Annotated in this window: 12 protein-coding genes; 2 read left to right on the top strand and 10 right to left on the bottom strand. The window is 64.0% G+C overall.

Going from position 1 to position 12,443, the window contains the following annotated elements:
* Nucleotides 1-16: 16 nt before the first annotated feature.
* The 10 genes from panC to G4D79_RS02050 all read right to left on the bottom strand — a co-directional run bounded on the left by panC (nt 17) and on the right by G4D79_RS02050 (nt 9,555).
* On the bottom strand, nt 17-949 hold the full coding sequence (gene panC / locus G4D79_RS02005) for a pantoate--beta-alanine ligase (protein WP_180279602.1): 933 nt from the start codon (nt 947-949) through the stop codon (nt 17-19).
* Nucleotides 942-1,883, bottom strand: coding sequence for a Rossmann-like and DUF2520 domain-containing protein (locus G4D79_RS02010; RefSeq protein WP_099697759.1), 942 nt, complete (start codon nt 1,881-1,883; stop codon nt 942-944). The genes panC and G4D79_RS02010 overlap by 8 nt, the downstream gene beginning before the upstream one ends.
* 110 nt (nt 1,884-1,993) lie before the next feature.
* Nucleotides 1,994-3,115 carry a DUF6779 domain-containing protein gene (locus G4D79_RS02015; RefSeq protein WP_180279603.1) on the bottom strand — a complete coding sequence of 374 codons (1,122 nt, stop codon included), beginning with the start codon at nt 3,113-3,115 and terminating at the stop codon, nt 1,994-1,996.
* Between the two features lie 68 nt (nt 3,116-3,183).
* Nucleotides 3,184-3,651 (bottom strand): DUF3180 domain-containing protein, encoded by a 468-nt coding sequence (locus G4D79_RS02020; protein ID WP_180279605.1) that lies wholly within the window; start codon nt 3,649-3,651, stop codon nt 3,184-3,186.
* Between the two features lie 17 nt (nt 3,652-3,668).
* The gene (gene folK / locus G4D79_RS02025) at nt 3,669-4,172 is read right to left on the bottom strand and encodes a 2-amino-4-hydroxy-6-hydroxymethyldihydropteridine diphosphokinase (protein WP_042923562.1); all 504 of its coding nucleotides are present in this window, start codon (nt 4,170-4,172) and stop codon (nt 3,669-3,671) included.
* The gene (folB, locus tag G4D79_RS02030; RefSeq protein ID WP_003945780.1) at nt 4,169-4,534 is read right to left on the bottom strand and encodes a dihydroneopterin aldolase; all 366 of its coding nucleotides are present in this window, start codon (nt 4,532-4,534) and stop codon (nt 4,169-4,171) included. Before folB ends, folK begins: the two co-directional genes overlap by 4 nt.
* 1 nt (nt 4,535) lies before the next feature.
* Complete coding sequence (gene folP, locus G4D79_RS02035; RefSeq protein ID WP_020968349.1) at nt 4,536-5,396, bottom strand: dihydropteroate synthase; 861 nt, start codon at nt 5,394-5,396, stop codon at nt 4,536-4,538.
* A gap of 5 nt (nt 5,397-5,401) precedes the next feature.
* Nucleotides 5,402-6,019 (bottom strand): GTP cyclohydrolase I FolE, encoded by a 618-nt coding sequence (gene folE / locus G4D79_RS02040; protein WP_019746783.1) that lies wholly within the window; start codon nt 6,017-6,019, stop codon nt 5,402-5,404.
* 59 nt (nt 6,020-6,078) lie between these two features.
* A complete protein-coding gene (gene ftsH / locus G4D79_RS02045; protein WP_099697761.1) occupies nt 6,079-8,640 on the bottom strand; it encodes an ATP-dependent zinc metalloprotease FtsH in 2,562 nt (853 codons plus the stop codon).
* A 267-nt stretch (nt 8,641-8,907) separates the two neighbouring features.
* Nucleotides 8,908-9,555: a FadR/GntR family transcriptional regulator gene (locus G4D79_RS02050; protein WP_070161950.1), complete on the bottom strand. Its 648-nt coding sequence runs from the start codon at nt 9,553-9,555 to the stop codon at nt 8,908-8,910.
* Nucleotides 9,556-9,654: 99 nt separating this feature from the next.
* Between G4D79_RS02050 and G4D79_RS02055 the strand changes: the two genes are divergently transcribed.
* Nucleotides 9,655-10,995: an SLC13 family permease gene (locus tag G4D79_RS02055; protein ID WP_099697762.1), complete on the top strand. Its 1,341-nt coding sequence runs from the start codon at nt 9,655-9,657 to the stop codon at nt 10,993-10,995.
* A 28-nt stretch (nt 10,996-11,023) separates the two neighbouring features.
* Complete coding sequence (locus G4D79_RS02060; RefSeq protein ID WP_099697763.1) at nt 11,024-12,433, top strand: acyl-CoA synthetase; 1,410 nt, start codon at nt 11,024-11,026, stop codon at nt 12,431-12,433.
* Nucleotides 12,434-12,443: the final 10 nt, after the last annotated feature.

Below are 12,443 nucleotides of genomic sequence, written 5' to 3' on the forward strand. Positions count from 1 at the left end.
TACTCGTGAAAAGTGCTCAGTGAGACAGCAGGTCGTCGATGGCGTCGGCGGATGGGTCGGTGTCACGCTCGAGGAAGCCGGTTCCCACCGCGACACCGACGTTGTCGATCAAACGGGTGGTTCCGAGCTTGGCGGCCACCAACAGTCGGCCGTCACCTCGCTCGGGCGCGGGGCCCAGATCGACGCCCCGAACCTCGAGGTAGTCGACCTCGATTTCCGGAACAGCTGCCAGAACAGCGCGTGCGGTTTCCAGGATTGCTTCCGCTCCCCCAGCCGCCGCGTGTGCACCGGCGATCAGAGCGGCGGACAGCGCGACCGCTGCCGCGCGCTGGTTCTCGTCGAGGTAGCGATTGCGAGAGGACAACGCGAGACCGTCGAACTCGCGAACCGTCGGAACTCCGATGATCTGTACATCGAAGTTGAGATCCCACACCATCTGACGGATGAGCGTCAGCTGCTGGTAGTCCTTCTCACCGAAGTACGCGTGATTGGGTACCGCGATCTGCAGCAACTTCGCCACTACCGTCAGCATTCCCGCGAAGTGAGTGGGGCGCGCTCCGCCTTCGAGTTCGCTACCCAACGGGCCCGGCACGATGGTGGTGCGCTGGCCCCGCGGGTACATCGTCTTGGCGCTCGGCGCGAACACCAATTCGACGCCCTCGGCGCGCAACAGGTCGAGATCCGCATCGAGAGTGCGCGGGTACGCGTCCAGATCTTCGCCGGCACCGAACTGGAGCGGGTTCACGAAGATGGAAACGATCACGACGGCGCCGGTGACCTTGGCCTGACGAACCAGTTCGATGTGGCCGGCATGCAGCGCACCCATCGTCGGAACGAGCGCCACCTGACGCCCGACACCTCGCAGCGCCCGCGAGACGCGCCGAAGCTTGTCCGGATCGTGGTGCACCGTCAGTTCGCCGCGCTTGTATCCGCCCTGCAGATCACTCACGACGGTCACCTCCCGTTTCAGTCAAGATGTCGAACAATTCGGTGGGGGCGCCCACCCGCTGGGCCGATCGCAAGGACATCGCCCGATAGCCGGCAGCGAGCTCCGGATCCAGGTCTGTCAGTACGCGCAAATGTGTGTCGACGGCAGCAGCGTCGCCGCGTGCCACCGGGCCGGTCAACGCCGAGGGACCGCGTCGTAGCGCGTTGTCCAAGGCCGCCGACAGCAGCGGCTGCAGGACACGCTCGGCCACTCCACCCGGATCGCCGTCGACCAACTGCTGACCGAGCAGCTCGTCACCTTGCAACGACGCTCGCAGGGCCTCGACGGCGTCGACCACGAGCGTGACCAGGTGATTACTGCCGTGAGCCAGTGCGGCGTGGTAGAGCGCGCGGTTCTCCTCGCGCACTCGGACGGGCTCGCCGCCGATCTCGAGGACCAGTGACTGCGCGATCGCGTAACCGATGTCGTCGGCAGCGGTGATTCCGAAGCATGCCGACGACAGCCGTGCGGTGTCCTCGTCGTGACCGGTGAACGTCATAGCCGGATGGATAGCCAGGGGTAGTGCGCCCAGTTCAGTGAGTGGAGTCAGGATCGCGATCCCGTTGGCACCGGACGTATGGGCGACGAGCGTGCCCGGCTTGACGGCATGGGTGGCCGCCAGACCTCGAACAAGATCCGCAAGCTGATCGTCAGGAACGGCGAGAATCAGCAACTCGGAACGAGCTGCGACATCGGCAGCCGGAAGAATTTCGGTATCGGGAAGCCGCTTCACAGCGCGGGCAACCGAGGCGCTGGAGACGGCGGAGCAAGCGCTGACAACATGACCGGCTCGCTCCAATGCGGCACCGACAGCTGTTCCGACCCGGCCTGCTGAGACAATTCCTGCCGTCAATCGCGCAGGTGCAGGTCCATTAGTGATCCCGAAGGAAGTCACCGGATTCCTCTCGTTCGTTCCAGTCCCGCTCGGCGGGTACCAGACGTTCTGCGTCCGAGGATATCCTTCGCCCGAACCGTCATGCCATGGCCGGGCGAGTGATCTGCGACTCAGTCCTCTCGACGACGGCGTCGACCGGAGCCTTCGGACGGGTTGTTCGAACTCAGGTTTGCCATGATTTCGGCGACGGTCAATCCGTTGGAATGAGCACCACTGGCGGCATCTTCCGGGGCAGCACGGCGACGACGTCGCGGCTCCGCGTCAGGCTCCGCAGCGGATTCGGGTTCAGCTTCCGCGACAGCTTCGGGAACAACCGCGGGAACAACCTCGGGCACCTCTTCGGCGACAGCGTCTTCGATGACGGCATCTTCGATGTTCGGGGCCTGGGCGGGAGCCTTGACTTCAGGCTCGACCGGCGCGACCGGCTCCGAATCCTTCTTCACCGGAACGTCTTTCACCGTTCGTGTCGGCGAGGAACTCACCGGAGAACTCGGTGCTTGGTTCCCGCTCTGGGGCTTCTGCGTCTCTTGTGGCTTCTGCGTCTCTCGAGACTTCTGGGTCGGGATGACGCGCGGCGCCACGAAGCTGCTGTCACGCCACGACGTCTCCGCGAACACGACGGTTGTCTCAGCAGTCACCGGATCGTCGTTGGGCGAAGCCAAGCCGCCGACGTTCGGTGCCGGTTGGCTGGGCCCGCTCTGGCCGGCGCCGGGAACGTACAACCCCGACGGTGCCGGCTGGTACGCGCCGTACGAACTACCGCCAAGTTCCGGCACTCGCGTCGAATCGGTCTTGAGCGCGGTCTGTTCGGGCAGCAGCCCACCTTCGAACAGTGCTTCGAGGTTTCGGCGCAGCGCCACCAATTCGGCGCGCAACCCGGCCAGCTCCTCCGCGTCCGCGGTCACCTCACGTCGCACGCGACCTTCGACGCTCAGTTCGTACTCGCGTCGAGCAGAAATTTCACGTTCGAGCTGCAGTTCGTACACGGTCTGCAGATCGGCAACCTTGGCTTTGTCCAGTGCCGACTCACGCCGATACTTGGTCATGGCGATAGCGCCGAGGGTGGCTGCCCACAGAGCGACGACCAGACCCACCCGAAGAAGCTGAACGCTGTTGCTGAAAATCAGAAACAGCGAAGCAATGACAGCAAGTGCCAGAAGAGCAGCAATGATCATCTGGCTCGCGCTGCGCTTGCTTCGGCGCGCAGACTTCGATCGACCAGAATTTGTCATGGTTGCCAGGGTACTTGCCGAGACCGGGGTCGCCACGTACCTCGGTGGGTGATTTGCCGACCAGGCTGTCAGTGCGCAGGCTTGTCAGGTGTATCTTCCGGCGTCTTGCAACAATGTTCGAGCCACAGAGCTGCCGCTACCAGCGCAATTGCGGCGCCCAACCCCACCCACGCGCCCGGCGTGTCGGAGGCTGCAGCCTGCAGAACCGAGCGCTGTGGGATGAGATACACCAGCACTCCGACCCAGACACCGACGGTAGCTGAACCGACCAAAGCGGATGCTTTGGCCAATGCCAGCGCTCGGGCGGCGGTGATCGGATGAAGCTGTCTGAGCCCGTCGCCGACCTGCCGGTTCTTGACGCGTGAACGAATGACAAAAGCGAAGACGGCCTCGGCAACGGCGACGAAGTAGAGCGACGCTCCCGCATAAACAGGGATGGGCGGCATCGAACCGTAGAACACGCGAATCAGAATCCAGGTGGCCACGGCCGCCACTGCGGCGAGTACCGCGAGTTCACTGATCCGGGTCGGCTTCAAACCCTTGTCGTTTTCGGTCACCGCGCAAGCACCACATCGGTAGTGCGGACACCTTCGCGCTCAGTGCTATCGAGGCCGTCGAGAATTTGTGCCACCGGCAACTTCTGGCCGTCGACGATCAGCGTCGCGTCAGGCTCGACGTCCAGCCAGGGAACGAGAACGAATGCCCGAAGATGCGCGCGCGGATGCGGAAGTGTGAGCACGGGATCGGAACTGACGACGCCTTCGCAGTCGACTACGTCCACGTCCAGGCTCCGTGGCCCCCACCGCTGTTCGCGCACCCGGTCTGCGGCTTCCTCGAGAGCTTGCGAGCGGCGAAGCCATTCAGCGGCATCGGCTTCGGGATCGTCGACCACCACCACCGCGTTGTAGAAATCCTGCTGCTCGACGCCACCCCACGGCGCGGTCGAGTAGACCGGTGAGACAGCAACGACGGCGCTGCCCAACCCGTCGACAACGGACTGCAGGTGAGCAACGCTGTCGCCGATGTTGGAACCGATCGACAGAACAGCGCGCGTCATGCCGATCGGGTCCGATGTGCGACGACGGCGACGTCCGCAAAAACCAGCGGAATCGGTGCCGACGGTTTGTGGACAACAACCTCGACGCTCTCGACTCGCGAATCTTTCATGACGTCGTCGGCGATCTCAGCGGCGACGGTCTCGATGAGATCGCGCGACGGGCCGGCGACTATCGCTGCGGCGGCTTCCGCCAACTCGCCGTAGTGCAGGGTCTGCGTCAGGTCGTCCGACGCCGCGGCGGGAGCCAAGTCCATCCATACGGTGATGTCGATGAAGAAGTCCTGACCGTCACGCTTCTCGTGGTCGAACACTCCGTGATTGCCGCGAACCTTCAGTCCGCGCAATTCGATTCGGTCCCCCATGTCAGGCCCTTTCTCGTCCACGGTTCCAGGCGTCGACCACGGCAATGGCGTCGAGCGAAGCTTGTGCGTCGTGCACCCGAACTCCCCAGGCGCCTTCGCGCGCTGCAAGGGCGGAGACCACGGCCGTCGCAGTCTCGCGGCCACCAGGTGGACGCGGATTGCCGTCGGGATCGCTGAGCAGAGACCCCAGGAACCGCTTTCGGGAAGCGCCGACCAGTACCGGGAATCCGGTCGCGTTGAACTCGGGTAGTGCGCGCAACAGTGCCCAGTTGTGGTCGGCGTTCTTAGCGAACCCGAGGCCGGGGTCGAGGATGATCGACGACGAATCGACCCCTGCCTTCAACGCCAGATCGACCTGCGACAGCAGTTCGTCACGGACGTCGCGGACCACGTCGTCGTAGTGATCGGCGCTGCCACGATGGACGTAGTCACCGGCCGAGCGCCAATGCATGAGGATCCAGGGCACTCCGGCGTCGGCCACAACGGAGGCCATGTCGGGGTCTGCGCGACCACCCGATACGTCGTTGACGATGCCTGCGCCCGCTTCGATCGCGGCGGCGGCAACGGAAGCACGCATCGTGTCGACGCTGACGCGAATTCCGGCTGCCACCAGTTCTTCGATCACCGGGGCAATTCGGTCCGCCTCGAGTTTCGGATCCACGCGGGTGGCTCCGGGACGCGTCGACTCGCCGCCGACGTCGACGATGTCGACGCCGATGCGTTGCAGTTCGAGTCCGCGAGCGATCGCCGCGTCACGATCGAGAAATTGACCACCGTCGGAAAACGAATCGGCGGTGACGTTCAGAATCCCCATCACGACCATCCGGGCCGGATCGCTGCCTGCAACGGGAGCCGCGGACATCTTGCTCACTTACGCAGGATGAGGTCCAGCGCTTCGGACCGCGAGGCCGCGCTGGATTGCAGGAGCCCACGAACCGCAGACGTGGTCGTGCTGGCTCCGGGCTTGCGGATACCGCGCATCGCCATGCACAGATGCTCGGCTTCGATGACGACGATGGCTCCACGCGGGTCGAGCTTGCGCATCAATGCGTCCGCGATCTGACTGGTCAGGCGTTCTTGAACCTGCGGACGCTTGGCGTACAGGTCGACGACGCGCGCAAGCTTCGACAAACCGGTGACCTTGCCCGACTTTCCCGGGATGTAGCCAACGTGAGCAACACCGTGGAAGGACACCAGGTGGTGCTCGCACGTCGAGAACATCGGAATGTCTCGCACGAGCACCAATTCCTGGTGCCCCTCGTCGAAAGTTGTGTTCAACGCGTCGTCGGGCTCGGAGTACAAACCCGCGAAGATCTCCTTGTACGAGCGCGCCACCCGGGCCGGCGTATCGAGCAGGCCTGGGCGCTCGGGATCTTCACCGACCGCGATCAACAATTCCCGTACGGCAGCCTCTGCCCGCGCCTGATCGAACGGGCGGCCCGTTCCGAGCGACACCAGTTCACTGGCCACATCATTCACCGACAACCGAACTCTCCTCGAGAATTGTTCACAGGTCCCCCGCCGCAGAGCCTAGTGGCGCAAGGTCAGCGAGATCCGTCCGGTCCGTCCCAGCGAACGGTGCTCGGTCCCTCGTCCTCAGCCGAATGATGCGGCGGAGGAGTTTGCGGCTGTTCCGGTGCGGGGCTCTGCCACTGGTTTTCACCCGACGGGTTTCCCCGGTTCGGATCGGCGAATGGTCCACTGTCCGGGTACTGCACCGGGTAGTCGGGCTGCGCGGGGTAACGACGGCCGGGGTGCGGCTGCTCCGGGTACGCCTGCTGCCCCGGGTGCGGTTGACCGTACTGCCCCTGATCGGGCTGGGGCTGACCGTGTTGGGGCTGACCGTACTGGCCCTGCGACTGGTTCGGCGGGGTCGGATTCTGTCCACCGGTGTACCCACCCGACTGCTGTCCAGGGTACGTCGGCGACGGGTTCTCACGCGGAGGCCAACCCGGTGCCGACCATCCGGCGGGCGCTCCGTAGTCGGGCGTACCCGGTTGCGGAGTCTGCTGCGGAGCACTCGGCTGCGGGTACGAAGGCTGTGCGTAGCCGTTCGAGGGTCCCTGGTTGCCGTTGTTGGGGAGACCACCGTTGGGGACACCGCTGTTGGGGACACCGCTGTTGGGTGCGCCTGCCTTGACGAGAACAGGTGCGGCAGCGGGCTCCGGCCAGGTTTCGCCGCGCTCGATCGCGAGTTCGCGAGGAGTCTTCACCGGCGGACGATCCGAAGGCGTGCGCCCACCGAAATCGTTGAAAGCCGTGATCCGCGGACGCTTTTCGACGCCGGCAAGGATCTTCTCGAGGTCCTTGCGAGTCAACGTCTCACGCTCGAGCAGTTCGGTAGCGATGAGGTCGAGCGCATCGCGGTACTCGTTGAGGATTGCCCACGCTTCGGTGTGCGCTGCCTCGATGAGGTTGCGCACCTCTTCGTCGATTTCACGGGCGATCTCGTGTGAGTAGTCGGACTGAACGCCCATCGAACGGCCGAGGAACGGATCCCCGCCCTCCTGTCCGTAGCGAACCGCGCCGAGCTTGGCACTCATGCCGTATTCGGTGACCATCGCGCGGGCGATCTTGGTCGCCATGTCGATATCGGACGACGCTCCGGTGGTGGGCTCGTGGAACACCAACTCCTCGGCGGCGCGTCCACCCATTGCCATGACGAGACGAGCGATCATCTCCGAACGCGTCATCAAACCCTTGTCGTCCTCGGGCACGGTCATCGCGTGGCCACCCGTGCGACCGCGAGCGAGGATCGTGACCTTGTAGACCGGCTCGATGTCAGGCATTGCCCAAGCAGCCAGCGTGTGACCGCCCTCGTGGTACGCCGTGATCTTCTTCTCGTGCTCGCTGATGATGCGACTCTTACGCCGCGGTCCACCGACAACACGATCCACCGATTCCTCGAGCGAGGCTTCGGTGATGACGGTTCCGTTTTCGCGTGCGGTGAGCAGCGCAGCCTCGTTGATGACGTTGGCGAGATCGGCACCCGACATTCCGACGGTCCGCTTGGCGAGACCTTCGAGGTCGGCGTTGGGATCGATCGGCTTGCCCTGCGAGTGCACGCGCAGGATCGCGCGGCGACCGGCGAGGTCGGGGGCGCCGACCGGAATCTGGCGATCGAAGCGTCCCGGACGCAGCAGTGCGGGGTCGAGGATGTCGGGGCGGTTGGTTGCGGCGATCAAGATGATGCCGGTGCGATCACCGAAGCCGTCCATCTCGACGAGCAACTGGTTGAGTGTCTGCTCGCGCTCGTCGTGTCCGCCGCCCAGTCCTGCGCCGCGCTGACGACCGACGGCGTCGATCTCGTCGACGAAGATGATGCAGGGGCTGTTCTGCTTGGCCTGCTCGAACATGTCGCGAACACGCGAAGCACCGACACCGACGAACATCTCGACGAAGTCCGAGCCGGAGATGGTGAAGAACGGGACGCCGGCTTCGCCTGCGACAGCGCGAGCGAGCAGCGTCTTACCGGTTCCGGGAGGGCCGTACAGCAGCACACCGCGCGGAATCTTGGCGCCGAGCGCCTGGTAGCGAGCCGGGTTCTGCAGGAAGTCCTTGATCTCGTACAGCTCTTCGACAGCCTCGTCCGCACCGGCGACGTCGGCGAACGTGGTTTTCGGCATGTCCTTGGTGAGCTGCTTGGCCTTCGACTTACCGAATCCCATGACTCCGCCGCGACCACCGCCGCCCTGCATCCGGTTCATGACGAAGAAGAAGATGCCGAACAGAATGATCATCGGCAGCACGAACAGAAGGATCGACGTCAGCCAGCTCTCCTGAGTGACCGTCGTGTTGAACTTGTCCGCACCGGCGCCTTCGACCTTGTCGAAGATTTGCTCCGACGCACTCGCGGGGTACTTCGCCAGGATCTGCGTCTTACCGTCGGTGGCGTCGTTGCCGTTCTTGAGCCACAGACGAACCTGCTGCTCACGGTCGTCGATCTGCGCCGACTCAACGTTCTTGGCGTCGAGTTGGGAGATCGCGACCGAGGTGTCGACGGTCTTGAAGTCGCGGGTGTCGTTGCTGAAGTAGCTGAAGGCATAGATCACCAACAGCACGACGGCTACGAGTAGCACGTTACGGAACACAGTCTTACGGTTCATACAGGTCGGCCGATGTGGCCGGTCCTTTCGAGAGTGCGGGTCTGCCAGGTCGCCTTCCGGCTGCCAACCGGACACCTGCAGGTTACCGCGATCGGCCCCATCGATGCCCGCCAGCGGCCGTGCCGCTTGGTTGGAACGGTCGTCACTGTGTTCAACGTGCGCATTGCCGATCAGGTTCCCGGGCTACGTCGCAGCACAGTTTCCTGTGAGCGAACATGCTCATAGTGGTTATCGTGCGTTTTTCCGACGCTTGTCCGTCGTTATTCGTCAGGCCGTGTCGGAGAGGATTCCCGCAACAGCGTCAGCGGCGCCCGATTGGTCACCGTCGATGATGCGGTGAGCGAGATGATCGAGTCGCGCAGACAGTCGAGCCGAGGATTCGGGCACGTCCGCCTGCTGGGCGATGGTCTCGTCGAGGTCAGCCAGTAAGCCACCTCCGGCCAGGTGCCTGACGCAGCGCCATGTCTCGGCGAAGTTTCTCGCGGTCCCGTCGTCGGTCAACATCGCGACCCGAAGCGCAGCGTTGGGATTCGACGCCGCCGCCCGAGCCAGGCCGGCCATGATCGCCTCCCTGGCGGCAGTCAGTTCGTCGACGGTTCGGTCCTGTAGCCGCACTCCCGAATCCGCAGACCTACCCGCGTCGGGCGTCGGAGCTTCACGAATCACCGCTCCGTTACCGTGCTGAATTTCGACTCTGCCCCGAATCTCGAGGGCCACGAGCGCTTGAGCCAGCGACGCGCGACTCACGCCGAGTTCGGCAGCCAGGCTGCGTTCGGGAGGAAGCCGATCGCCGGGCGAAAGGCCTTGAGCCTCGATGAAATTCGAAATGTGCTCGGCCAACTGCTCGTACAGGCGCGGACGCTTCAATCGTCCGGGCAGGCCCGAGCGCGAGCCGGGCGATGACGTCGAATTCATGCCTCGGAGTGTACTTGACAAATGGAGCAGTGGCAGAGAGGCTAGGCCAATTCCAAGTGATGCAGACCACAAGCTGGTCGCGAACGGATTGAGAGTTCGATGGCAAATGTCATAGCCCTGTCAGTACTTGTCCTGGTGTTCGTCATATCCACCGTGAGGTCGGTGAACATGGGTGCGCTCGCCCTGGTGGCTGCCTTCGTCGTCGGAACACTGGTCTTCACCGTCGATACCAGCGAGATCCTCGACGGCTTCCCGGCCAGCCTCTTCGTCATCCTGGTCGGCGTCACCTACCTGTTCGCGCTGGCCAGAAACAACGGCACGGTCGACTGGATCATTCACGCGGCAGTCCGCGCGGTCAGAGGACGAGTGGCCCTCGTGCCGTGGGCGATGTTCGCGGTGTGCGCGGCCGTGACCGCCATGGGCGCGGTCAGTCCCGCTGCCGTCGCCATCATCGCGCCGGTGGCAATGGGCTTCGCCACCCGCTACCGGATCCACCCCATGCTGATGGGCTTCATGGTCGTCCAGGGCGCAACGGCGGGCAGCTTCTCCCCTATCGGGATCTTCGGTGTGATCACCAACGACGTCATGCGTCAGAACGGCCTCCCGTCGAGCCCGGCCTTGCTGTTCGTCTCGACCTTCGCGGCCGCGGCCGTTGTTGCTGCCATCGCGTACGTCTCGTTCGGCGGTCGCGCGTTGATTGCGCGCGGCGCCTCCGAACGCGTGCTCGTCAGCGCAGTCGGCAATGCGTCTGGCGGGAGCGACACCATCACCGGTTCGGGTTCCGGCGACAGCTCGAAGGGTGGCGGCAAGTCCTCGGGTGGGACCGCTCCGCACGAGGGAGCACTCAACCTCGAGCGCCGACTCACCTTGCTCGGACTGGCGTCGCTTGCACTCGGCGCCTTGGTCTTCGACCTTGACGTCGGCTTCACCGCACTGACTGTCGCGGTACTTCTCACCCTGATCTTCCCGGCCTCCGCCCGCGGCGCCGTCGACAAGATCAGCTGGGGCACCGTGCTCCTCATTGGCGGAATCGTCACGTACGTCGCTCTTCTGCAGAACCAGAACACCGTCCAGTGGCTCGGGGATTCTGTTGCACACGTGGGGATTCCACTTCTCGCAGCCTTCTTGATCTGCCTGATCGGCGCGATCGTGTCGGCGTTTGCATCCACCACGGGAATCCTCGGCGCACTCATCCCTTTGGCAATTCCATTCCTCATGACCGGTCAGGTCAATGCAACCGGTCTGGTCATCGCGCTGGCAATCTCCTCGTCTCTGGTCGATTGCAGTCCGTTCTCGACCAACGGCGCGCTGGTGGTCGCGAACGCCGCTCCGGAAGAACGCGACGTGGTGTTCGGGCTGACGATGCGGTGGGGCATGACCATCATGGTGGTGACGCCGATTCTCGCCTGGCTGCTGTTCGTTGTTCCGTGGTCCGTCTGAATCTTCGCTCAAAGAAAGGGAACTCGCGATGAACAGCGAATCCACACTTCTGCGCTCCCTCGACCCCCGCATCTTCGACGATCACGGAGCGGCGGTCAGTTTCGGCGAAGGCGCAACCCTCTCTCGCGCCGACTTGTTTGCCGCCGCCACCGCGGTCGCCGATCAAATCCATGGTGCACAGCGAGTGGCAGTACAAGCCGCCGCCGGCCTCGAGACAGTGGTCGCCGTCGCCGGCGCACTGATCGCCGGTGTTGCCGTGGTCCCGATCCCGCCCGACTCCGGCCCGCTCGAACGTCAGCACATCATCGCCGATTCCAAGGCCGAACTGATACTCGGAGAAGGGCCGACGGATTCGAGTATCCCGTTGATTCCCATCGATATTCACGCGCGATCCGCGACGTCCTATCCCGAACCGAGTGCGGCAGCTACTGCACTGATCATGTACACCTCGGGAACCACCGGAGCTCCGAAAGGCGTTGTCCTCTCGCGAGCATCGATCGCAGTGGATCTCGACGCGCTCGCTCATGTGTGGAATTGGACGCCAGAGGACACACTCGTCCAGGGACTGCCCCTCTTCCACGTCCACGGGTTGATTCTCGGCGTGTTGGGCGCCTTGCGCGTGGGTTCGCCGCTGATTCATACCGTCAGACCAACTCCGGATTCGTATGCCGCAGCGGGTGGCTCGTTGTACTTCGGTGTTCCGACCGTCTGGTCACGCGTGTGCGGTGAGCCCTCGGCGGCGGCAGCATTGCGATCCGCGCGCTTGCTCGTGTCCGGAAGTGCACCACTTCCGGTTCCATTGTTCGAGCGGATGAAATCGCTGACCGGGTTGGCTCCCGTCGAGCGCTACGGAATGAGTGAAACCCTCATCACCGTCAGCACGACGCACGACGGCGAACGTCGCCCGGGTTGGGTCGGGCACGCCGTTCCGGGAGTCAGGACGAGGTTGCGCGGCGAGAACGGCGAATTGTCGGCGCACGACGGAGAGCAGCTTGGGCAACTGGAAGTTGCGGGCGCCGTTCTCTTCGACGAGTACCTCGGGAACCCCTCGAAGACAGCGGAATCCATGACCGAAGACGGCTGGTTCCGCACCGGCGACATCGCGGTGATCGACGACAGCGGATTCCACCGCATCGTAGGTCGCGAGTCGGTCGACATGATCAAGTCCGGTGGATACCGCATCGGTGCAGGCGAGGTGGAACAGGCACTTCTGGCATACCCCGGCGTTCGCGAGGCCGCCGTCGTCGGTGTGCCGGACGACGATCTCGGCCAGCGCATAGTCGCATTCATCGTCGGGGACGTAGCCGACTGCGCTGTGGTTTCGGACTTCGTCGCCGAATCACTGTCGATCCACAAGCGCCCACGCCAGGTTTGTCTGGTGGACAGCTTGCCGCGCAACGCTATGGGCAAGGTCCAGAAGAAGCTGCTGACGCCCTGAGTCGGGTTTG

Origin of the sequence: Rhodococcus sp. WY5, assembly GCF_018588185.1 — a bacterium.
In the GTDB taxonomy this organism is placed as follows: Bacteria; Actinomycetota; Actinomycetes; order Mycobacteriales; family Mycobacteriaceae; genus Rhodococcus_F; species Rhodococcus_F qingshengii.

Excerpts from the sequence above, each read along its gene's own strand:
- G4D79_RS02060 (WP_099697763.1), top strand. The coding sequence starts at position 11,024 with ATGAACAGCGAATCCACACTTCTGCGCTCCCTCGACCCCCGCATCTTC.
- G4D79_RS02055 (WP_099697762.1), top strand. The coding sequence starts at position 9,655 with ATGGCAAATGTCATAGCCCTGTCAGTACTTGTCCTGGTGTTCGTCATA.
- folK (WP_042923562.1), bottom strand. The coding sequence starts at position 4,172 with ATGACGCGCGCTGTTCTGTCGATCGGTTCCAACATCGGCGACAGCGTT.
- G4D79_RS02015 (WP_180279603.1), bottom strand. The coding sequence starts at position 3,115 with ATGACAAATTCTGGTCGATCGAAGTCTGCGCGCCGAAGCAAGCGCAGC.
- folB (WP_003945780.1), bottom strand. The coding sequence starts at position 4,534 with ATGGGGGACCGAATCGAATTGCGCGGACTGAAGGTTCGCGGCAATCAC.
- G4D79_RS02050 (WP_070161950.1), bottom strand. The coding sequence starts at position 9,555 with ATGAATTCGACGTCATCGCCCGGCTCGCGCTCGGGCCTGCCCGGACGA.
- ftsH (WP_099697761.1), bottom strand. The coding sequence starts at position 8,640 with ATGAACCGTAAGACTGTGTTCCGTAACGTGCTACTCGTAGCCGTCGTG.
- folP (WP_020968349.1), bottom strand. The coding sequence starts at position 5,396 with ATGTCCGCGGCTCCCGTTGCAGGCAGCGATCCGGCCCGGATGGTCGTG.